The organism is Viridibacillus arenosi (assembly GCF_001955655.1).
In the GTDB taxonomy this organism is placed as follows: Bacteria; Bacillota; Bacilli; order Bacillales_A; family Planococcaceae; genus Viridibacillus; species Viridibacillus arenosi.
Map to the genome: position 1 here is coordinate 75,458 of NZ_MSPW01000010.1, position 21,954 is coordinate 97,411.

At 33.6% G+C, this 21,954-nt stretch carries 21 protein-coding genes; 6 read left to right on the forward strand and 15 right to left on the reverse strand.

Features of this window, described 5'->3' with window-relative positions:
• The first annotated feature begins 26 nt into the window (after nucleotides 1-26).
• Complete coding sequence (locus BK137_RS16525; RefSeq protein WP_412104699.1) at nucleotides 27-1,349, forward strand: MFS transporter; 1,323 nt, start codon at nucleotides 27-29, stop codon at nucleotides 1,347-1,349.
• 111 nt (nucleotides 1,350-1,460) lie between these two features.
• On the opposite strand, the gene BK137_RS16530 is transcribed toward BK137_RS16525, so the two are convergent.
• The 9 genes from BK137_RS16530 to BK137_RS16580 form a co-directional block, all read right to left on the reverse strand.
• On the reverse strand, nucleotides 1,461-2,003 hold the full coding sequence (locus BK137_RS16530; protein WP_038189399.1) for a YusW family protein: 543 nt from the start codon (nucleotides 2,001-2,003) through the stop codon (nucleotides 1,461-1,463).
• Nucleotides 2,004-3,652: 1,649 nt separating this feature from the next.
• Nucleotides 3,653-4,831 (reverse strand): M24 family metallopeptidase, encoded by a 1,179-nt coding sequence (locus tag BK137_RS16545; protein WP_038189407.1) that lies wholly within the window; start codon nucleotides 4,829-4,831, stop codon nucleotides 3,653-3,655.
• Complete coding sequence (locus BK137_RS16550; RefSeq protein ID WP_051448827.1) at nucleotides 4,812-5,756, reverse strand: ABC transporter ATP-binding protein; 945 nt, start codon at nucleotides 5,754-5,756, stop codon at nucleotides 4,812-4,814. The genes BK137_RS16545 and BK137_RS16550 overlap by 20 nt, the downstream gene beginning before the upstream one ends.
• 34 nt (nucleotides 5,757-5,790) lie before the next feature.
• Complete coding sequence (locus BK137_RS16555; RefSeq protein ID WP_038189413.1) at nucleotides 5,791-6,804, reverse strand: ABC transporter ATP-binding protein; 1,014 nt, start codon at nucleotides 6,802-6,804, stop codon at nucleotides 5,791-5,793.
• Nucleotides 6,805-6,822: 18 nt separating this feature from the next.
• On the reverse strand, nucleotides 6,823-7,731 hold the full coding sequence (locus tag BK137_RS16560; RefSeq protein ID WP_038189416.1) for an ABC transporter permease: 909 nt from the start codon (nucleotides 7,729-7,731) through the stop codon (nucleotides 6,823-6,825).
• Between the two features lie 8 nt (nucleotides 7,732-7,739).
• Nucleotides 7,740-8,657 carry an ABC transporter permease gene (locus BK137_RS16565; RefSeq protein WP_038189420.1) on the reverse strand — a complete coding sequence of 306 codons (918 nt, stop codon included), beginning with the start codon at nucleotides 8,655-8,657 and terminating at the stop codon, nucleotides 7,740-7,742.
• Nucleotides 8,658-8,756: 99 nt separating this feature from the next.
• Complete coding sequence (locus BK137_RS16570) at nucleotides 8,757-10,307, reverse strand: ABC transporter substrate-binding protein (protein WP_038189423.1); 1,551 nt, start codon at nucleotides 10,305-10,307, stop codon at nucleotides 8,757-8,759.
• A gap of 16 nt (nucleotides 10,308-10,323) precedes the next feature.
• Nucleotides 10,324-10,758: a MarR family winged helix-turn-helix transcriptional regulator gene (locus BK137_RS16575; RefSeq protein WP_038189426.1), complete on the reverse strand. Its 435-nt coding sequence runs from the start codon at nucleotides 10,756-10,758 to the stop codon at nucleotides 10,324-10,326.
• 404 nt (nucleotides 10,759-11,162) lie between these two features.
• Entirely contained in the window at nucleotides 11,163-12,632 is a 1,470-nt protein-coding gene (locus tag BK137_RS16580) for a UDP-N-acetylmuramoyl-L-alanyl-D-glutamate--2,6-diaminopimelate ligase (RefSeq protein ID WP_038189430.1), read from the reverse strand.
• 281 nt (nucleotides 12,633-12,913) lie between these two features.
• Here BK137_RS16580 and BK137_RS16585 point away from each other — a divergent pair, with 281 nt between their 5' ends.
• The 4 genes from BK137_RS16585 (at nucleotide 12,914) to BK137_RS16600 (ending at nucleotide 16,414) form a co-directional block, all read left to right on the forward strand.
• Nucleotides 12,914-13,444, forward strand: a complete 531-nt coding sequence (locus tag BK137_RS16585) for a GNAT family N-acetyltransferase (protein ID WP_038189433.1) — start codon at nucleotides 12,914-12,916, stop codon at nucleotides 13,442-13,444.
• Nucleotides 13,445-13,722: 278 nt separating this feature from the next.
• Nucleotides 13,723-14,709, forward strand: a complete 987-nt coding sequence (locus BK137_RS16590; RefSeq protein WP_038189436.1) for an alpha/beta fold hydrolase — start codon at nucleotides 13,723-13,725, stop codon at nucleotides 14,707-14,709.
• 38 nt (nucleotides 14,710-14,747) lie between these two features.
• Nucleotides 14,748-15,419: a response regulator transcription factor gene (locus tag BK137_RS16595; RefSeq protein WP_038189438.1), complete on the forward strand. Its 672-nt coding sequence runs from the start codon at nucleotides 14,748-14,750 to the stop codon at nucleotides 15,417-15,419.
• Complete coding sequence (locus tag BK137_RS16600) at nucleotides 15,416-16,414, forward strand: sensor histidine kinase (protein WP_038189441.1); 999 nt, start codon at nucleotides 15,416-15,418, stop codon at nucleotides 16,412-16,414. Before BK137_RS16595 ends, BK137_RS16600 begins: the two co-directional genes overlap by 4 nt.
• An 87-nt stretch (nucleotides 16,415-16,501) precedes the next feature.
• On the opposite strand, the gene BK137_RS16605 is transcribed toward BK137_RS16600, so the two are convergent.
• From BK137_RS16605 to BK137_RS16615, 3 genes are all read right to left on the reverse strand, one after another.
• Nucleotides 16,502-16,696 carry a YwbE family protein gene (locus BK137_RS16605; protein WP_038189444.1) on the reverse strand — a complete coding sequence of 65 codons (195 nt, stop codon included), beginning with the start codon at nucleotides 16,694-16,696 and terminating at the stop codon, nucleotides 16,502-16,504.
• Nucleotides 16,697-16,813: 117 nt separating this feature from the next.
• The gene (locus BK137_RS16610) at nucleotides 16,814-17,053 is read right to left on the reverse strand and encodes a DUF3784 domain-containing protein (RefSeq protein WP_051448822.1); all 240 of its coding nucleotides are present in this window, start codon (nucleotides 17,051-17,053) and stop codon (nucleotides 16,814-16,816) included.
• Between the two features lie 273 nt (nucleotides 17,054-17,326).
• On the reverse strand, nucleotides 17,327-17,848 hold the full coding sequence (locus tag BK137_RS16615; protein WP_038189446.1) for a dihydrofolate reductase family protein: 522 nt from the start codon (nucleotides 17,846-17,848) through the stop codon (nucleotides 17,327-17,329).
• A 116-nt stretch (nucleotides 17,849-17,964) separates the two neighbouring features.
• Here BK137_RS16615 and BK137_RS16620 point away from each other — a divergent pair, with 116 nt between their 5' ends.
• Entirely contained in the window at nucleotides 17,965-18,906 is a 942-nt protein-coding gene (locus tag BK137_RS16620) for a helix-turn-helix transcriptional regulator (protein WP_038189449.1), read from the forward strand.
• Nucleotides 18,907-19,047: 141 nt separating this feature from the next.
• Here the strand turns inward: BK137_RS16620 and BK137_RS16625 are convergent, their stop codons facing one another.
• The 3 genes from BK137_RS16625 to BK137_RS16635 form a co-directional block, all read right to left on the reverse strand.
• Complete coding sequence (locus tag BK137_RS16625; protein WP_143691074.1) at nucleotides 19,048-20,466, reverse strand: amidase; 1,419 nt, start codon at nucleotides 20,464-20,466, stop codon at nucleotides 19,048-19,050.
• Nucleotides 20,456-20,641: a hypothetical protein gene (locus BK137_RS16630; protein ID WP_038189452.1), complete on the reverse strand. Its 186-nt coding sequence runs from the start codon at nucleotides 20,639-20,641 to the stop codon at nucleotides 20,456-20,458. The genes BK137_RS16625 and BK137_RS16630 overlap by 11 nt, the downstream gene beginning before the upstream one ends.
• Nucleotides 20,642-21,073: 432 nt before the next feature.
• The gene (locus tag BK137_RS16635; protein ID WP_038189454.1) at nucleotides 21,074-21,943 is read right to left on the reverse strand and encodes a DUF4097 family beta strand repeat-containing protein; all 870 of its coding nucleotides are present in this window, start codon (nucleotides 21,941-21,943) and stop codon (nucleotides 21,074-21,076) included.
• Between the last annotated feature and the right edge of the window lie 11 nt (nucleotides 21,944-21,954).

Consider the following 21,954-nt stretch of genomic DNA (forward strand, 5'->3'; position numbering starts at 1 on the left):
TATTGAAAGGCGGACTTGTATTGGCAATTGAAGATAACGATTCTAAAGCATTAAAAACCCAAGCTTCGTGGTTACAAAGTTATATTGAGTCTCCAGAAAAACAGCGACAATTGTATAAGCGAACATTATTCATTATTGTTATGTCACAAATATTTGGTGGTGCTGGGCTAGCTGCGGGAGTAACTGTTGGGGCACTTTTAGTTCAAGATATGCTGGGTACAGATAGTTTTGCAGGATTGCCTGTAGCATTCTTAACTTTAGGTTCAGCAAGTGCAGCGCTAATTGTAGGTCGCCTAACTCAACGGTTTGGACGTCGTATGGGTCTCACAACTGGCTTTTTAGCTGGAGGAGTTGGGGCATTAGGTGTAATATTAGCTGCTACAACAGATAACATCATTCTACTCTTTGCTTCACTACTTATTTATGGTGCTGGTACAGCGACTAACTTACAAGCACGCTACGCGGGTACAGACTTAGCAAATTCTACTCAGAGAGCAACTGCTGTCAGTATAGCTATGGTGTCAACGACATTAGGTGCGGTCGCAGGGCCCAATTTAGTAGGCGTAATGGGAGGGGTGGCTATCTCCATAGGTATTCCACCATTAGCTGGTCCATTTATACTTGGTGCAGCGGCTTTTATCTTAGCAGGGTTAGTAATACTTATTTTTCTTCGCCCAGATCCTTTCATCGTGGCAAAAGCAATTGCAGAAGCTAAGGACACTAATAATAGTAAAAATTCAAAAGCATATTCTACGACTCAACTAACGAATAAACGAGGTATAATAGTTGGAGCTACAATAATGGTCTTAACACAAATAGTCATGGTATCAATAATGACTATGACACCAGTACATATGGGACATCATGGACATGGATTAAATGCAATAGGTTTGGTAATTGGCTTTCATATTGGAGCAATGTATCTCCCATCCCTTATAACTGGAATACTCGTAGACAAAATGGGCCGTATCACTATGGCCATTGCTGCTGGTGCAACACTGCTAGCATCTGGCATTGTTGCAGCTTTAGCGCCTGGAGATTCGTTGCCTTTCTTAATCCTTGCGCTTGTTTTACTTGGCATGGGTTGGAACTTTGGCTTTATTAGTGGAACAGCACTTATTGTAGATGCCACGAATATTACTACTCGTGCAAAAACGCAAGGGACAGTAGATGTTTTAATCGCCTTATCTGGAGCATCTGCCGGAGCAATGTCAGGCATCGTCGTAGCAAGTTCTAGTTATGCTACACTTTCCTTTGTAGGAAGTACTCTCTCACTTTTACTGATCCCAGTAGTAGTGTGGTCTCGTAGTAAACCGAAAAAACAAGTACTTATAAATTCAGAAGAGTAGACATTTCACAAGGTTAATAAATATACAAAATTTCGAGAAAAAGCTCCTTGCTACGAAAAATTGCAAGGAGCTTTTGAATATTGTGATAGTATTTTAAAACACATTCTTATCTTACTTTGTTTTCTTATATTCCTTCTCTGTTCCATCCGCGAATTTCACTTCAAGTTCAAACGAAGTATAGTTTTTATCTATGCCAAAGACAGAAATCACATGATCGATTACTTCATCATTTGCTGTAGATGCATCAAATTTAAGCTTCTTAAACATAGGCTCTAACTTAGACAAAGCTTCGTCTCCTCTAAGCTTCACATTATTACGGTCATCATCTAACTCAACTTCTACACCTGTAGTTTCATTTTCGTAATCAACTTCATAAGATTCTGTCGGTGAATAATCAACATCTAACGAAAACTCTGCAAAATTATAAGGTAAATTTTCCGTTGTCCCTGCTTGTCCATTGTTATTCATATCTTTGTTTGTGTCCGTGTTTGTATTTGTATCTGTATTCGCATTTGTATCTGTATTAGTGTTAGTATCCGTTTCTTCCTGTTTAACAGTCGTGTCACCCGTTTTATCTGTTGCCTTGTCAGAACCACAACCGTACAACATACCAAACAAAAGTGGTACCCCTAATGCCATTTTCCAATTTTTCATTTACATTCATCCTTTCTGAATTTACTTCTCGGTTTTTAATATTCCCTATAATTTAAAAAATAAACTTTACACACAATTTATTATAAAAACTTGAATAAAAAAACGTAAATAATTTAACTATTGAATTCAAATTGAGGAAATCGTTTAAGAGATTTATTCGAACTTGTAAAAAAGTTTTAGTTAATAAGGATATCTATAGAGATGAGCACGATTATTTTATCGACACAAAAAATAACTTATTAATCAAATCTCTTGATTATTTATATGTTTTTATCCCATATTAACAATGAGGGAAATTGAAAATCAAAACCTAACGTTATTAAAAGAACTTTGATAAAAAGTCTGGAAACGTTAAATGATAAGCCAATAGATTTCATAAAATACATATTTCTTGTGTCTCTTCCTCTGCAATAGCTTTTCCAACTTGTAGGGACACTTGTATATCTTTTAAGCCAATTTTTCAAAACTGGTTGATCACTTAATCCCTCTAAGACAGCTGTATAAACACGATTCTCAGCTAAAAAATAGGCGAAATTCATTGTAAATATAGTTACCCCTACCCTATAAATCGGGACCATATTGCTATTATTTTGTTATCCCATTTTTGACACATTAAACGAAACAGATGATTGAAAATATTTATTAAAACAGCAACACAACCAAAGAATGGCTATTTAGTCGGAGTTTAAACAAAATAATTCCATATGTATTTGATTCCATCCCATATAGCTAAGGCTAAGATTAGTGTTAGAATACCTTTAAATATATCTTTCATGTGGGCACCTCCATAGAAGTTGTTATTTATGTATTTACGTAAGAGTTTTATAAAAGTTTCATTTTGATAATTTCATTGAAACACAGCAAGTGGACGAGGGAAAACACATTTGGGAATAAACAAGCAAAATACGAAGAAAACCAAGCGCTTTTTGATTCCACGCACAACAAGAGAATTGATCGAAGACTATACACGTGATATTACCTCTTCTGCATGGTTGTTTCCAATCAGAGAGCCAATAGTCCAATTTCGACGACACTATTGTACAAAGTTCTGGAAAAGGAGGCGGCGGAGTTAGACTAATAAGCTATTACGCAAAGTCCTGCATCATCATAACCCGGATGACTAGCGACTGCTACTTCAATTGTTGATGATCCGAAAATTGAAATAGATAGAATTGTTAATCCTGCAAAAATAGTAATAAATCTTTTTTAAGTTTCATTTTATACCACCACCTCTACCATTAATGTATAATATTATATTATCCATATAAACCAAAAAAAGGAAGTGGTTATATGTTTTACAATATATTTATGTTTTGGTGGCCAATTTTGACTTCAATGATTTTTATAATTTTGCAAGTAGAAGTAAGTCTTAAAAACAAACTTCCATTCAGTATTTTAGTCACCGTATTGTATACACTTTTTATGATTTTTATTATTTTAGTAGTAACTTCTTTTGACTTTTATATTATATTAATTTTAATATGTATGTATTTTTGGTTCATTTCTATTTCTGCTTATTTTGCTAATAGATGAATTTAAGGTTTGATTAATATCTACGGTAAATCGTAAAGACTGAGGGTAAACACTATATTTATTTTTAGGTAGAAAAAAACACTTAGCCAGAACATGGCCAAGTGTAAAGTAATCTATCAACAAATGAGAGACTGCAAATCTCTAGGATAATATGTTAACATTTCGATGCCTTCGTCAGTGACAAGAACCGTATCTGAATGTCTGAATCCGCCTAGTCCCTTTACATAAATACCAGGTTCCACAGTAAATACCATTCCAGGCTTTATTTCTGTATGATCTCCTAAATCAAAGAATGGTGCTTCATGACCAAGTAATCCAATATTGTGACCTGTATGATGGCTGGTTAATTCTGTTATTCCAGCTTCTTTAAAGTATTTTTGAACCGACTCCTCAACTGCAGAGCATGGTATACCAGGTTTTATTGCTGAAAACGCCACTTCTTGTGCTTCATACATGTATTGGAAATATCTCTCTTGCTCTTTGTTTGCTTCTTCTACAAACATAACTCTCTCCAATTCACTCGTATAACCAAAGACGTCTGAAGCAGCTCCAGTTACTAAAGTATCACCTTTTTTCAGCACAATATTTTGAGTTACAGCATGCGGAAATGCGGATTGTGGGCCGATTTGGCCTCTGAAAATAGCATAAGCAGTACTCCCGTGAGGCTTATATTCTTGCCCTAATGTTTCAATCATTGCCATAGTAGCTTCCATAGAAGCTCTACTAGTAATCTCAATCTCGCTCAATCCGGCTTTAGTATACTTTTGCAATAATCGATGTGCTAAATTACCCCAACGACAAGATTCTTTAATTAGCTCAATTTCATTTTTAGATTTAATAAAACGCATTTCCTCTATAACACCTTTTAATGTTACAAATTCTTTGACGGTAATTATTGCATCTACCGACTGACCACGATAGCCCATTGAGGAACCATACCCAATAGCATCATAGCCTACTGTTTTATTTTCAAAACCGTACTCCTTTAATACTTCCTTTAAGTACTCCATTGGATGTTTAATTCCTGGATATTCAGGATATGAGTGAACAAAATCTACAACACCGTATTCTTTAGCATGTTCATGCTCCAATGCAGGTACAAATAAGTGAACATTTTGGTTAGGGTCTATAAATACCCCGATTGGTCTCTCTGTTGGGTGGAAATGGAAACCAGTTAAATAAAAGATATCTGTTACTGAAAACACGATTGCAGCATCACAATTTTTTTCAACTAATTTCCCAAAAAACTTTTGTTGGCGCTCCTTAAATTCATACTTAGGAATGGCTAATAGCATAAGTAATCTCCTCCTTGTTTTGGCTATATAAATGGCAATTTACCGTGTGACCTTCTTCAAATTCAGCTTGATCTGGTAACTCTGTTTTGCATATCTCCATTGCGAATGGGCACCTTGGGTGAAACGTACATCCAGATGGCGGGTTAGCCGGACTAGGCACATCCCCTTTCAAAATAATTCTTTGTTTCTTTTCTTTTGGATGAGTTATCGGTACTGCAGATAGTAGGGCTTGGGTATATGGATGCTTCGGGTTATTAAACAAATCTTCTGTTTTCGCAATCTCCACGATTTTCCCCAAGTACATTACTGCTACACGGTCAGTCATATGCTGAATAACGCTTAAATCGTGTGAAATAAACAAATAAGTTAACCCAAATTCTTTCTGTAGTTCGAGCATCAGATTGATTACTTGTGATTGTACTGATACATCTAAAGCAGATACTGGTTCATCTGCAATAATAAAATCTGGCTGAAGTATCATCGCGCGTGCAATCCCGATTCGCTGTCTTTGACCACCAGAAAATTCATGAGGATACCGGTCCAAATGATACTCAGATAATCCGACTATCTGAAGTATCGAAATAACCTTTTGTAAAGATTCTTTTTTGTCAAATTTGCTATGAACCTTCAATGGTTCCATCAATATTTGCCGGATACTTTTTTTCGGATTTAGTGAAGCATATGGGTCTTGAAATACCATTTGCATATGTTTACGAAGAGAACGCATTTTCTCATATGGTAATAAACCTAAATTTGTTCCGTTGAATTTGACTTCTCCATCAGTTGGTTCAGTCAATCTTAATATCGCCCTGCCTGTTGTTGATTTACCACATCCAGACTCCCCCACCAATGCAAAGGTTTCCCCTTTCATTACCGTAAAGTTCACATCATCCACAGCTCTTACTACAATCTTTTCTTTAAACATTCCTTGGGAAATTTCATAATACTTTTTTAAATTTTTAACTGATAACAGTACTTGATTCTCCAATATGCTTCACCTCCATTCCCTCTGGATCCTGAAGCCAACATTTGCTAATATGCTTTCCCTTTTGAAAAGAGGGGGGAGTTTCTGTCAAACATTTTCCAAATACAAATGGGCATCTATTTGCGAATACACAACCTTCTTTAATTTCAGATGGTTTTGGTACTTGTCCTTGGATGGAAAACAGTTTACTCTTTCTTTTATTATTCGATGGCAATGATTGTATAAGTCCTTGGGTATATGGATGCAACGGTTGATCGAATAATTCATTTACTTCTGCCTCCTCTACTACTTCACCAGCATACATTACGACTACACGATCACACATTTCTGCAACAACACTTAAATCATGTGTAATCAGTATTAAACTCATATCATTCTTTCTTTTAATATTTTTTAGCAACTCTAATATCTGGGCTTGTATCGTAACATCTAAGGCTGTTGTAGGTTCATCTGCAATCATGAGCTTAGGCTGACACAACAAAGCAAGTGAAATCATCACCCTTTGTCTCATCCCTCCAGACAATTGATGTGGATATTCATCGATAATCTGCTCAGCTCTCGGAAGACCAACCTGCTTTAAAACTGCAATAATCGTTTCCCGTATTTTAGATTTAGACATCTTCTTATGTTGCCTTAAAGGTTCGCTCAGTTGTTTACCAATAGTAAATACAGGATTCAAGGAAGTCATGGGTTCTTGGAATATCATTGAAATCTCATTCCCGCGTAGTTTGCGAAACTCTCTTTCAGTTAATTTCGATAAATCTCTATCATTGAATAGAATTTCTCCAGAAACAATTTCGCTCGTTTTTTGCGGGAGAAGTCCCATAACAGATAGGGATGTCACACTTTTCCCGCATCCTGACTCACCTACAATGCCGAGGGTTTCTCCTTTATTCACATGAAAATATACCCCTCTTATAGGTTGGATTTTCTCTTTGCCATTATTAAATTGAATACGTAAGTCTTTTACTTGCAAGATTTTTTCCATTACAATCGTCCCTCCTCGCTATTCACCTTTCAATTCCGTATCCAATGTATCACGGAGCCAATCTCCAAAAAGGTTAACACCCAGAGCAGTAATCATAATGGCGATTCCGGGAAATGTGATTAGCCACCACGAACTGAAAATATAATCCTTACCTTCATTCAACATATTGCCCCATGCTGGTTCTGGAGGTTGAACACCAAAACCCAAGAAACTTACAGAGGCTTCTGCAATAATATAAGTCCCAATTTGAAGGGAAGACAGGATAATAATTGGTGTAAATAAGTTAGGAAGAATGTGTTTGAACAATATCCCAAATTTTGAAACACCTGTTGCCACACATGCAGTTATAAATTCTTGTTCACGTAATGCAAGAACTTCGCTCCGAATGACACGGGCAAAAATAACCCAGCCTCCAATAGCAAGTGAGATAATGATATTTCGAAGACCTGATCCTATAATAGCGTTAATTACTAAAACCAATAGAATAAAAGGAAAGCTTAATTGGACATCAACAATACGCATTAATACGACATCAACCCATCCCCTAAAGTAGCCTGAGATGATTCCAACAATTGTTCCAAATGTACCAGCAAGAAGCACAGTACTTAAACCTATAATCACGGATATTTTTGCTCCCATAATTATTCTAGAAAATATATCTCTTCCTAACTGATCCGTTCCTAACAGATGACCCCCAGTCATAGGAGGTAACAACTTTTTACTGAAATCTGCAAGAAGAGGATCAAAAGGAACAATCCATTGACCGAAAATGCTTATTAATAGCAAGATTAGTATGATAATAAATCCAATAATTCCTGTCCAACTTCTCATTAGATTTAAGAAAAAAGTAGTTATTGCCGATTGTCTATTTTTTCTAACACTCAGTAGCTTTGTTGTATGAGGTACTTTTGGAAAATTTACTGTCATTCACTCACCTACTTTACTCGAATTTGCGGATTAACATATGCGTACAATATATCCGCAATGAAATTAATCACTGCATAAATTAGGGCTACGATAAATACACCAGCAAGTACGATTGGAAAATCTCTATTCATAAGGGATTGCATTAATAACCTTCCAACCCCTGGCCATGCAAAAACGACTTCTGTAATAACAGCACCTCCGAGTAAGGTACCTAAATCAAGTGCTACCAACGTGATAATTGGAATAAGTGAATTTTTAAGTGCGTATCGCCCCACTAATCGAATAGTTGGCACCCCTGAAGCCTTCGCGGTTCGGATATAATCTTTTCTTAACACATCCAACATGGTGGATCTAGTGAAGCGAGTAAACCTTGCTACGCTATAAGCCGCTAGAGTTATCATTGGAAGAATTAAATGTACTATTGAACCTGCACCACCTGAAGGGAGTATATTTAGTTGAGCAGCAAAAAAGTAAATGAGTATTAGACCTAGCCAAAAGCTTGGGACAGCTTGACCTAGTACAGTAAAAGCGACACTAATTCTGTCAAAAACTGAATTTCTTTTATAAGCAGAAAGCACACCTAGAGGAATGGCAATCAATAAGGAAAGAATTAATGCTGATATTGCTAACTGAAATGTAGCAGGTAAACGACTCAATACGAGTGGTAAAGCATCTTCTCTACTACGTAAAGATTGGCCAAAATCACCTTGAACCGCATTCATCATAAATTCTCCATATTGAATATATATTGGACGATCAAACCCCAACATTTCTCTATATTCCTCAATTTGTTCCCTTGAAGCATCTGGGGGTAAGAACAGAGCTGTTGGATCACCAGATAAACGTATTAGAAAAAATACAACAGTAAGCGCTAATAAGACAACAACCACTACTTGAATCAGTCTTTTGATTATAAAATCAAGCATACTCAACCCCCTTAAATCAGATAAATATTTATTACCTATTTATTAAAAGAGAGGGAAACAACAAATCCCTCTTAATTCGCCCAATTTATAATAGAATTTTTAATTCCATGACATCTCATACGCTTGCATTTTCTCATCCACTCGAGCTTTGAAATTCAAGTCTTTTCGGACAGCATATAAGTCTGCCTGTTGCCATAAAGGAACCCAAGCAGCTTTTTTAACTAAACTATTTTGAAGTTCAGCAAATCCATCAAGTCTTTCCTCTTCATTAAACAAAGCGGTTGTTTTATAAATTTTTGTTTCAATGTCTTTGTCATAAAAACTGCTGTACGGTGCAACTTTTGTGAAGAGATCCTCAATTGTAGATTGCGGATCGAATGCTGGTCCCCATCCTAGAATAAACATGTCACCCATTTCTCTATTTCTTATTTTCTCCAAATGTGCTCCCCACTCGTTCACTTGAACATTGACCTTCACACCAATTCGCTGTAACTGAGCAGCAATAGCTTGAGCAACTTGGGAGTCCATAGGATAACGACCATTTGGTGTATCCAACGTTAAGGTTAAAGTTTCAGATTCATATCCTGCTTCTTTCAATAAGCTTTTTGCCTTTTCTTTATCGTAATCATAGCCTTTAGTTTCGATGTAGGCTGAATTGATTTCTGAAAGCGGACCTGTCATTTTTGTCCCATGGCCATTCAAAACCGAATTGAGTAATTCATCTACATCCACCGCATAATTTAATGCTTGACGAACTTTTTCATTTTTTAGTGGACCATCAAAAAATGTGTTTAAAGCAAGGTAATTAATACGTGCTGATGCAACTTCTTCTACTTTCGATTTATCATCACCTTCAATTTTCCCAACTGAATCCACTGGAATATTTTTAAACAAATCTACTTCTCCACTTAAGAAAGCAGATAAACGTGAACTATATTCTGGGATATAACGGAACTCTAATGTCTTAATTTGTGGTTTCCCTCTCCAATAATCCTCAAAAGCTTCTAATTTCAAATAGTTGTCTCTAGACCATTCAACAAATTTATAGGCTCCAGTTCCTACTGGTTTTTTTGCTGCTACTTCTGTTCCTACCTCGTTAACATAGCCTGGTTCCATTATTAGTAAATCTTCAGCAATACGCTGAATTATGCCTGGGAAAGGCTTACTTGTTTTGATCTCAACTTCCAACGGTGAAATAACTTTCACTTCTTTCACGTCCACCCATCGAGTTTTATAAAATGATTTATTCGCATCGTCCAAGATGTAGTCAATGCTGAATTTGACTGAATTGGCATCGAAATCAGCTCCATTATGAAATTTGACTCCTTCTTTTAAATTCAATCTCCAAGTCAATTCATCTACGTTTTCCCATTTTTCAGCAAGCTCAGGGACGAATTCCCCAGATTGACCATCCCGACCAATAAGGGCATCATAGACATTACGAATTTGTGTGTCAGTTACATAATTAACGTCTGTATTTGCCATTAAAGTTCCAGCATCAGCTTCAAATGCAATGACAAGGCTATCTTTATTTGATGAGGAAGTGTTACCTTCTTTACCTGAATTACTCGTACCTGCTGTACCCTCAGTACAAGCAGATAACATTAACAATAAACTTACTGCTAATAAAACAAAGATACTTTTTTTCATATAACGATGCTCCCCCTTATTGAGTTTTTGAATATAATATCTCTTCGATTTTTTTCATCGATTCAACTAGGATTTCGATTTCTTCTTCAGAAATTTTATCAATCATACTTTGAACAGTGTTACTAGCCTTATCAGCAAGTGTTTTTAATGCCTCCTCTCCTATATCTGTGAGCTCTATATGTTGAATACGACGATCCAATTCAGAAAGCTTCTTTGCTATAAGACCATCTCGTTCAAAATGTTTTAGAATTCTACTTATATAGCTTTTGTCTAATAGAAAATAATTTGATAAATATGCAGCTGTACAGTCTTTCTTGTTGGAGATTTCAAATAGAATTAATGCTTCCGTAGCTGAATAAGGACTTTCATCGGTGTAAATGTTAAAAAGCCCCATGTGACGTGTGTAAAAACGATTAAACTTTTTTATATCTTGTATTATTTTTTCTGACATTTCTTAATTTTCATCCTATTCTGAATTTTAGATTTACTTTAAATTAGAAAGTGGCTTTAGTCAACTATTATTTTTATTAAAACCAGCAAATAAATTCTATATTTCTCGTAAGCGTATTAAAGTAAATTCTTTATATAACTTTTAAATAATGTTTAAGCAAATACACAAAAAAACTCCTTTTGATTAAATTTCAATCAAAAAGAGTTTTTAACATGTCTCAATTAAATTTAATGAGTTTATTTACTTCACTTGATGCGTTATACATTTTTGGACAAAATATTTTAGAATTAATTAATTTTGAAAAGGCTCTCAATTACATCGTTTAGGAAGATTGCATATCGTTTTATATTTTAAAATCCAATTGCATTTAACAATATCAATTCTTTCACGTTATTGATTCTCCATTAATGAAGAGGCTCAAACCCTCCATTTGTTGCTTCATCAATTTTTTGAAAAAGAAACTGGACTGTTTCCTTATCAGAGGCTGTTGGCAAACGAAATTTTTGTTGGTAATCTTCTGCCCCTTTACCTGTTATACAAACCCAATCTCCTTTATGGGCATGCTCCAATACCTCTTTTATCGCTATTGTTCGATCAGAAATGACATACCCTCCATCACTTAATGCATAAAGAGCCTGCTCCATTTCTTCATAAGGAACATCATTCAAATCATCCAATGTTAGAATATGAACATCGCTTATTTCTTTGGAAACACTAACCATATCCCGTCTCTTTTCCTTATCCCTATCCCCTCTAAATCCAAAAACGTGAAATACACGATTGGCGCCTTCTTCTCTTGCCGTTTGAAGACACTGATAAAAGGCATCTGCTGTATGAGCATAATCTATTACAACTGTAGCTCCATTAGGATGTTGTAGCATTTCAAATCTACCGGGTACTCCCGGAAATTTTTCTAAAGCATAAACAACTTTTTGTTGTGGAATACCTATCAATAAAGCAGTTAAAAAAGCCATAGAAGCATTCAGAATATTGTGCTTCCCTAAAATGTTAAGACTTAATTCGAAACTTTGATTCCCTTTAAGGGATACTGTTGATACACCTGATTTGAAATGAACGATTTGTAGATCATGGTAACTTTTGTCGCCTACCAAAAATATTTGATATCCTTTTGAAGTTAAAAGATCTGCTAGTCTCTTCCCCCAATTGTCCATATGGTTAATAATGGCTAGTCCATTAGGCTTTAATTGATCAAACAGGCTTGCCTTTACAGAGAAGTAAGCCTCCATATCACGATGATAATCAAGGTGTTCTTTATCTAAATTTGTAAATAAACAATAATCAAATTCTACACCCTCTACACGATATTGAGAAAGACCGTGTGATGAAACTTCCATTATTATAAATTCATCTTCACTCAGGGCAATTTGCTTTTGAAGTTCTAGTGCATCGGGGGTAGTATTTACAGAGGGTAAGGTTTTTCCATTAACAACATTCTGAACTGTACCAAATAAAGAACAAGATCTTCCGCAGCTTTCCAAAATATACTTAAGCATATAGGTAGTTGTGGTTTTACCATTCGTACCAGTAATACCAATTACAATCTTATTTCGTGAAGGGTTACCATAAAACTGACACGCTATTTGCGCAAGTGCTAAACGACTGTTAATTACTCGAACATAAGGTACAATCAAGTCTTTTAAGTCTTTCTCTCCAACCACTACACTCGCTCCCGCTTGAATAGCGGCATCTATAAACTGATGACCGTCTACACGATAGCCTGGAATTGCTACAAAAATGTCGTTAGGACGTACTAAAGAAGAATTTGTGGCGATCCCTTTTATATCTACATCAATATCAAGAAGATGTGAATTCACAGCTTTATCTACATGTTCCAATAGTATGTTTAATTTCATCTACGGCTCACTCCTAGGTTACAAAACGAGTCATTTATATTAATCCGCGCATTTTATTTATGACCTATTGTGAAATATTTATACTAAAAAGGCGCTCTAATATGTGAGCACCTTTTTACTGAAAAATTATAATTAATAACTGATAAGTAAAATGAGAACATTTTTATTTCATTGAATGAAGTGTTTTAAAACCAAGAACTTACAAAATGATTAAACGCTAAAAGAATTACGCTAAACTAAAGGTAAATATTAGAAAAGCGATGTATTTAGGAGTTGTAAAAATGAACATAACAATTAGACAAGAGCAATCTTCAGATTATAAATTCACAGAAAATGTTGTACAAAAAGCATTTGTGAACATGGAATTTAGTGATAAAACAGAACATGAGCTAGTGGACCGCTTAAGAAAAACTAATACATTCATCCCTCAATTATCTATAGTCGCAGTTGTTAATGATGAAGTTATTGGGCATATTCTTTTAACAAAAATTAAAATAATCAATGTGGATCAATCTACAGAGTCTCTTGCACTTGCCCCAGTTTCTGTATTACCTGAGTATCAAAACAAAGGCATTGGCAAGCTTTTAATAAACACAGCGTTAGAAAAAGCTAAAGAACTCGGTTACAAATCTGTTGTCGTATTAGGACACCCAGACTATTATCCGCAATTCGGATTTAAAAAAGCATCATCATGGAAAATAAAAGCACCTTTTGAAGTGCCGGATGATGCAATTATGGCATTTGAATTAAGTGATAACGCTCTTAGTAATGTTTCAGGTGTAGTTGAATACTCAAGTGCATTTTTTGAATAACATATCAATCAGATTAACATTGTCTAACTATCCCCCATTGGATTTTATTATCTAATGGGTTTTTTTGTGAAAAAAGCCCGTCAGAAATTGCATTAATGTGGTAATGTAAATACAATATTGCTCAATTTTTCATATTATATTTTTTCCAGTAAGCAAAACCAATAATCATTTCACCCAGTTCCTCTTTGATAAAATCACGAAAAATTAATTACTAGAAAATTAATTAGAAATTTATTTTTATATTATATCCTTTTAATATAAGTCGAAAGGAGAATACTATGCGAAAAATAATTAAAGTATTAATAAAACTATCTGTTCTGTTCATTATCTTAATGGTACTAGTAACCGCATCCATCTTTACCTACCATAATTATCTTTTAAAGAAAGAGTCGGCACTAATTAAAAATGCAGGTGCGTTAGTCGATTTTAATAGTAAAAAGATTAATGTTTACATTGAAGGTAGAGGTGAGGATACGTATGTATTTATGCCCGGCTCAGGAGTAGCTGCCCCTGTTTATGAAATGAAAGGTCTTTATAGCAAATTCTCAACAGAAAATAAAATTGCTGTAATTAATAGAGCGGGCTATGGTCTCAGTGATGTTTTTAACGATAACAGAGATATCGACACTATATTAGAACAAACTAGAAGCGCACTTATTCAGAGTGGTAATACACCACCATATATATTAGTACCACACTCTTTATCTGGATTAGAAGCTATTTACTGGGCGCAAAAATACCCAAATGAAGTGAAGGGAATTATTGCTTTAGATATTGGTTTACCCCAACAGTATGTAACTCATAAAATGAGCCTAGTTGATTCAATAACAGTAAGAGGAATGAATCTTTTATCAAAAGTGGGTATTCATCGACTCTTTCCTTCTTTAACATTTAATCCCGAAGTAATTAAACAGTCGTTTTTAACTGAACATGAAAAAGAAGTATTTAAAGCCATTTCATATAAACAGTTTTTTAATAACAATATGGAGCAAGAACTTTTACAGGTATACGAAAATGGTAAAAAATCAGTTGACCTACCGATACCAACAGAAACACCTATTTTATTTTTAGATGCAATTGCTGAAGAAAATAAAAATTCAAAATATACTAAGCAGAAAAATAAAGATTATGAAGAGTTTGCAGAACAACTATTAATATCCGATGTGCTAACTATAGAAGGAAAGCACAGCATTTATTTATATTCACCAGATAAGATTTATAACCTTGCCAAGGATTTTATTAATAATAGAGTAGAGAAAAATTAAACGATTTACATTAATTATGATACTGGAAGGTCAAACCAATGAAAGAATATAACATTTTAATTGTTGAAGACGATCTTATGATTGGTCATTTACTACAGAAGATTTTACGACGCGAAGAGTATAATGTTTGTTGGAAAACAAACGGTAAAGAAGTACTAGATGTAATCCATAAAATAGACTTAGTTATAATGGATGTCATGTTACCCGGTGAAGATGGTTATCAAATCACCAAAAAGATAAAAAATTTAGGTTTAAATATCCCGATTATTTTTCTATCTGCAAGGCAGGATATTGATAGCAAACTTCAAGGTTTGACAGTCGGTGAAGATTATATGATAAAGCCATTTGACCCTAGAGAGTTATTACTAAGAATTCAGAAAATGCTAGAGAATCAATACGGTACTTTTACACAAATCAAACATTTATATATTGATGCGGATCTTACTAGGGTTTTTAATAATAACTTAAATAATGAGGTTCCTTTTACATCTATTGAAAGAAAAATATTCTTTTATTTATATGATAATAGAGATCGCATTTTGACAAAAGAACATTTCTTTAATTATTTATGGCCATTAGATGATAGAAATCAAAATATCATAAACGTACACATGAAAAAAATTAGAACAAAGATTAATGATATTAATGGTGAGATTATACAAAATATATATGGAGAAGGGTATAGATTAAATACCTATATAAAAAAATGAATTTAAAAAAGAAATATCAGTTATTATTATTTTCTGCAATTATTAGTGTGCCCTTTTTGTTACTAGTGATTAGTGTGCTTATGTCAATAATTTATAATGCTACCTTTAAATCAAAACATCAAGACATCCCTTTTCATGAATCTTTTGCATATCCAACTATGCTGTTCCTATTTTTACTTTCTTTATTTTTGCTAGCCTTTTTATTTTCGAAATCTATTAACTCATTATTAAACAAAATTAATATTTTGAATAAAACTATTAGAAATTTGGCTAGTGATGAAAAAATCCCTGAAAAAATAGTTGTAACTAGAGATGATGAAATAGGTGAACTAATCAAGTCTGTAAATATATTAATCGAAAGAACGACGTATAGAGAATTAGAACTAAAGCAAAAAGAAGAAATAAAAAAAGAACTTTTAAATAAATTAAGGCATGATATAAATACACCGTTAACTACCGTTAGATTACAATTGTTTTATTTAGAAGACCAATTTACTGATCAAGTACCTATACTAGAATCACTCTACCAACAAATACAATACATTTCTGATTTAACAAATGAACTGAATATACATTCTACTGATTCGTTGGAGAATTCTTATATCCTAAATGATGAAGTGAATATGAATAATTTATTAGAAGTCATGTGCAAGAAGTGGAGTTATTTGTATAGCATTCATGATATTGATTTGATTTATAGTACATTAAATAAAGATTTAACATGGGTAAGTAACGATTTATGGCTTCAAAGATTGTTCGATAATATTTTCCAAAATACATTAAAACATTCAAATGCAACAAAACTAGAAATTATCGTAGACAATAATATTATTTCATTCCAAGATAATGGAATTGGTTTCAATATCGCTCATAATAATACGGGGCTAGGTTTAAAAATAATTGAAGATATATCTAGGTCATTGAATATAAAATATACTTTACAGTCAAATAAAAATGGAACGTTATTTAGTTTTACAACAGAATACAATGAATAAAGCCATGACACAATAGCATTTGTTTTCAAAACTACTTCAAGATAAAAAGCTGGGATGACCAAATCAGTCATTCCCAGCTTTTTATTTTTATTCGATGATGTCACATACACGGCCAATTTGACCATCTGTAAGACGAACTTTAATTCCATGAGGGTGGAAAGAAGAATTCGTCAATAAATCCTTTACGACACCTCTCGTTTTAATACCTGTTCGTTGATCTTTCTTCAAGATAATATCTACGACAAGTCCAGGTTTTACGTCACTTCGATTTTGTCCGTTCATTTGAAAATTCCCTTCTCTACTGCTTTGATGATTCATCTAGTATAGCATAACGATTTTAATGGATGGATAACAGGTAGCTATATACTATGTAGAGTTTTATTTCACACATAAGTCACATCAATTATTTCCAATATTAATCTTAATGACATTAAAAATGGAGCTTACAAAAATGACAATCGTCAATACCCACGCTACCCATTCACCAATTAACTGAATGCTAAAAGGAAATGCGATTCCAACAACACCTATAAATATCGAGAATATCCATATATCTTTTGCAAGTTTTTCCTTGTCCCCATTAAAATCAGATTCCTGGAAACCAGCGATTAAACTAAGCTTTTTCTTTTTCCATATCAATCATCCACAAAAGAACATAAGTAAACCAATGATTAAACAAATAGAAACAGCTATAAAAAACTCTATTTTTGAAATCATGAATTCTACATCCTCTTATTAATAGTTATTGATTATTGCTTATTTCGACATTTTGTTTGATAATGAATATAAGTAGAAAAACTCTTAATAGTGTTGTCTATTCCTCGTTATGCATATTTATGCACACTACTCTAAAATAGATAGAAGTTCCCTGTTTTTAATACTATTCTAAAATAGCAAAGAAATACATACTAGTTATTTCACTTTATAATGTAAATGGACAAATTGTCCAAAACGCTTTGTATCTATTAAAGTTAAATTGATTTGTGGGTTTTTTTCTTTAAATAATGGAATTCCAGATCCCAATATATGGGGTGTCACAGTTATAATATATTCGTCTATTAAATTTTCTTTAACAAAAGCATCGAGTATCCCCGAACCACCAACCATCCAAATTTTAGTGCCTTCTTGTTTTTTCAATTTTTTAGTAAACTCAACTACATCTTCTTTTACAAAATCTACATATTCAGTTGAACCTTTTTCAGAGGTAGAAAATACATAATTTTTCTTATCAGGATATGGAAATGATTCTGCGTGTTCCATCACGTAGTCATATGTTCTTTTTCCCATAATCGTTGTATCAATTGTTTCATACATTGCTGTATATCCAGTGTCACCCTCACCTTCAACTTCTTCTAACCACTGCAAATCATCATCTTCCTTAGCAATAAATCCATCTAAACTAACACCAATATATAAAATAACTTCTCGTGCCATATTCTTGTCTCCTTTTATTTTTAGTTTGTCCCTTATTGATAAAATCATTAGGTATTAACTATACTAACGATAAAACATGACAAGTAATGGCATGATTAAAAAGAAAAGGTGAAAAAATGTCAAAAGCAAAACGTCTACTAGATATTCTTATGTTTGCTAATGCAAAAAGAAAGTTCACAGCACAAGAAATTGCGGATGAATTTAAAATTTCCATTCGTACAGTTCATCGATATATATTGGATTTGAGTGATATGGGTTTACCAATTTATGCTGAGCAAGGTCGGAACGGTGGATATACAGTTTTATCAAACAGACTGCTCCCTCCGATTTTATTTACCGAGGAAGAAGCTGTTTCAATTTTTTTTGCTTTTCAATCCCTAAATTATTATCGCAACTTGCCTTTTGATACCGAAATCAGCTCAGTTGAACATAAATTATATAGTTCACTTCCGAATGATGCCAAAGTGAAAGTCGATAAGATTCGTTCTTATATCGCTTTTTGGAACCCTAAAAGGACAATTGATACTCCATTATTAAACGATGTATTAGAAGCTTCTATAGAAAATAGAAGTTTACATATTCAATATGAGTCTAAGGCAGGCATAAAAGCAAAACATATTCGCCCTATCGGTGTATATGCTCATGACGCACTATGGTATATGCCTGCTTATGATTTTAGTAAGCAGAAAATTTTGCTGTATCGTGTTGATCGTATTCTTTCAGTTTTATCAACTGAAAATAATAATGATGAATTCATGAATTTAGAAGAATGGTTTGACTCACATGATGTAAAAAGACCAATCCGATTGAATGTTCTTTTATCTATGGAGGGTGTACGTCAATGTAAAAGTGTGCCTAGTTTTGAAGGGCTTGTGAAAACAAAAGAAGATGGAACTGGATATATCGATTCTGACATTGACCAAGGTGAGATTAATTTTATAACTCCATTATTTTTTAGACTTGGAAAAGATGCGCTAGTATTAGAACCAAAGGAATTAATAGATAGCTTACGTTTAAAAGCTGAAGAAATTTTAACTATGTATCAACGTAATAATTAAAGTATTTACGTTATTATGCCCTTTCCAATAACTCCTTTTTCAATAATAGGCCACTAACCTCAAAAAACATACAAATAAAAGCAGAAGCTAAAATGCTCCTGCTTTTTCTATTTATTATTAAAAATCAATTTGTGTTTTGCATTATGCGTTAGTAAAAATAAGTGGTTTTCTTCCCTTTAAAGGTTGTGTTTGCTCAATTGCATAGCCTACATTTAATACTCTACCTTCACTGAAAGCTGGTCCCATGATTTGTATTCCTACTGGCATATCTCCTTTAAAACCACAAGGTACTGATAATGCAGGTAAACCCGTTAAATTCCCTGGACCAGTAAAACGTATAATATTATCTATTAAATCTACTTTTTCACCATTCAAGTCTGCAAAATTTTCGCCAATAGTTGGCGCTATAATTGGTAGTGTTGGTGATATTAATACATCAACCTTATTAAATACTTCGTTAAATTCATGTTTTAACTGTCTTCTAACTTGCTGTGCTTGTAAATAATCAACAGCCGAAGGAAGCTCTCCTAATTCAAATAAGAATCGAATATCATCACCAAAATCATCTGGTCGGTTCATTAAATCTGAGTGATGTATAGCAGAAGCTTCTGATAAAGAAGTGACTAATTCAGCCCATTCAGAATGTTGAAGTGTTGGAATTTTAACCGTTTCTACTTTAGCTCCTTGATCTACTAGTTTTTGAATACTAGCACGAACAAGTTTATTAATATCATCATCTACTTGATTAAAGAAGTAATCTTCATTAACTCCAATTACTATATCCTTCACCTCACCTGTAACTTGTCCTATATAGTTATCAATAGAGACATTTACAGAAGTAGGATCATTTCTGTCATAGCCAGAAATAATTTCTAACATCCCTGCTGCATCTTTAACTGTTTTTGTCATTGGTCCAATATGATCCAGAGACCAAGCAAGTGGATAACATCCATACTTACTAACTCGACCATGTGTTGGCTTAAGACCTACAATACCACATGCAGATGAAGGAATACGAATAGACCCCGCAGTATCAGTCCCTAACGACGCAATACTAGCACCTACTGCTACAGCAGCTCCTGAACCACCACTTGAACCCCCAGGAATTTTATTTAAATTCCAAGGATTTCTTACTGGACCATAGTGTGGATTATTATTTGTTATCCCCCATGCATATTCGTGCATGCTGAGTTTCCCAGTAAAAATAACACCTGCATCTCTTAATTTTCTAACTACTGTAGCGTCGTAATCAGAAACAAAATCCTTATGAATTTTTGAAGACATTGTTGTTATTTTATCTTTAAAATATAAATTATCTTTAAGTGCAATTGGCATACCATGATACATCCCACGATAATTACCTTGCATAATTTCTTGTTCTGCTTTTTTAGCAGCTTCTACTGCTTCTTCTCTATAAAAAGACATATATGAGTTAATCTTGTCCTGACTTTTTTCCGCATGATCTAGGACAGCTTTTGTTAGCTCAACTGGCGATAATGTTTTATTTTTAATTAACGGTGCAAGTTCATCAACTGACTTCAAAATTAGATCATTCATCAATGTGGTCACCTCCAGGAATATTCTTCAGACTAATGTCAGCATCATCAATATTAACTCCCTCTAAGTTCCCTCTTAGCGCTTGTATACCTTCCCATTTCTCTTGCAAACTTTCAAAATGGTCTTTCTTTACTTGAATCCCCTTGTTCTCTAACAATTCTTGAATCGACAATGACAAATGAATCACTCTCCTCAAAATTATTCATATATCTCAATAAGTCTATGACCTAATAAGATTGGACCAAAGTTTCTTAAATGTAGAAAGAAAAATATACGATTAACAATAGAATAGTAACCTCATATGAGGATTATTTTGTTAAAAATACGCTATGTTAAAATCAAATCATTCTCTTTAAATCAAAAAATTCATAATTTTCTAAATCATATTAAACATTACATGACTGGTAGATTATTGTCAATTGGATAAAAGGTTTTACTCTCCTAATAAAAATATTATCTATTTATTTGCATAAAAATAAACTAAGAGCTGACAGCTTTTAGTCTACTTTGCAAGCGTATTAAAAAAAATTTAAATATTTATTGTTTCTAAAGGGTAAGATCAATCGTTCTTTTTAAAGTTATAGAGTATACTACATTTCTCTATTTATTGTTACTCTGCATTGATAGTGCCATATTTACTTAAGAGCTCCAATTGATTTGATGCGTCGCCAATTGTGCCTACTTTTGATTTTTCAGTATCCGTGTCTAATTTCAAACTATCTAAATTTAGTGTTATATCAGATGAATTACTGTTAGCCGTAATTTTCAAGGAAGTCGGAACTTCTTTATAGGCCACAGTAATATCTCCTGACTTTGTTTCTACGAGTAATGTCTTTCCTTCTACTGCATCATTCACTGACACTTCACCATCTACTGAAGTAATATTCATATTAGGGCTATTCACATTCATTAAATAGTTATCACCAGAAGTAGAAGCTGATGTTAAATTTTTTAACGAACTTTCTTTCAAACTTAGTTCACCATCTTTTGACGTAAATCTACCTTTCTCGGCTGACAGTCCTTCAATTTTTGCCGTACCTGAGTCGTTTGAAATTATTACGTTTTTACTCTTAATATCATTCATTTTTATATCACCATAGCTATTATTTACTGTAAGCGTATCTAAAGCGTTCTGTGGGATTGAAATATGAATAATTCCTTTTTTTCCAAAGCTGAAGTTATCAGTAAACCCACCATCTTCATCTTGCTGACTAATTATTATCCTCTTGCTTTTGCTTTTGATTGTGACTGGATCATTCTTTTTGTCTTTTTGTTTACCTTCAAATGTGACAGTTAATTTATTGGATTCACTGTTATTAAACTCAAGATCCCAAGATTCATTGTTTATTACTAATTCTTTAATGCCCTCAATATCAAATGATTTTTCTCCCACAAATTTATCCAATCTTTTTTCCATCCCACTTAAAACTAATCCAAAAATAGCGATTAACATAATGGATGTTATTATGAATTTTTTCACTTCATTTCCTC

Bases quoted from the DNA above. Each gene is read 5' to 3' on its own strand.
- BK137_RS16550 (WP_051448827.1), bottom strand. From the start codon at position 5,756: ATGTTTAAAGAAAAGATTGTAGTAAGAGCTGTGGATGATGTGAACTTT.
- BK137_RS16615 (WP_038189446.1), bottom strand. From the start codon at position 17,848: ATGGCACGAGAAGTTATTTTATATATTGGTGTTAGTTTAGATGGATTT.
- BK137_RS16570 (WP_038189423.1), bottom strand. From the start codon at position 10,307: ATGAAAAAAAGTATCTTTGTTTTATTAGCAGTAAGTTTATTGTTAATG.
- BK137_RS16555 (WP_038189413.1), bottom strand. From the start codon at position 6,804: ATGGAAAAAATCTTGCAAGTAAAAGACTTACGTATTCAATTTAATAAT.
- BK137_RS16605 (WP_038189444.1), bottom strand. From the start codon at position 16,696: ATGAACGGACAAAATCGAAGTGACGTAAAACCTGGACTTGTCGTAGAT.
- BK137_RS16565 (WP_038189420.1), bottom strand. From the start codon at position 8,657: ATGCTTGATTTTATAATCAAAAGACTGATTCAAGTAGTGGTTGTTGTC.
- BK137_RS16575 (WP_038189426.1), bottom strand. From the start codon at position 10,758: ATGTCAGAAAAAATAATACAAGATATAAAAAAGTTTAATCGTTTTTAC.
- BK137_RS16590 (WP_038189436.1), top strand. From the start codon at position 13,723: ATGCGAAAAATAATTAAAGTATTAATAAAACTATCTGTTCTGTTCATT.
- BK137_RS16595 (WP_038189438.1), top strand. From the start codon at position 14,748: ATGAAAGAATATAACATTTTAATTGTTGAAGACGATCTTATGATTGGT.
- BK137_RS16585 (WP_038189433.1), top strand. From the start codon at position 12,914: ATGAACATAACAATTAGACAAGAGCAATCTTCAGATTATAAATTCACA.
- BK137_RS16580 (WP_038189430.1), bottom strand. From the start codon at position 12,632: ATGAAATTAAACATACTATTGGAACATGTAGATAAAGCTGTGAATTCA.
- BK137_RS16600 (WP_038189441.1), top strand. From the start codon at position 15,416: ATGAATTTAAAAAAGAAATATCAGTTATTATTATTTTCTGCAATTATT.
- BK137_RS16620 (WP_038189449.1), top strand. From the start codon at position 17,965: ATGTCAAAAGCAAAACGTCTACTAGATATTCTTATGTTTGCTAATGCA.
- BK137_RS16530 (WP_038189399.1), bottom strand. From the start codon at position 2,003: ATGAAAAATTGGAAAATGGCATTAGGGGTACCACTTTTGTTTGGTATG.
- BK137_RS16545 (WP_038189407.1), bottom strand. From the start codon at position 4,831: ATGCTATTAGCCATTCCTAAGTATGAATTTAAGGAGCGCCAACAAAAG.
- BK137_RS16560 (WP_038189416.1), bottom strand. From the start codon at position 7,731: ATGACAGTAAATTTTCCAAAAGTACCTCATACAACAAAGCTACTGAGT.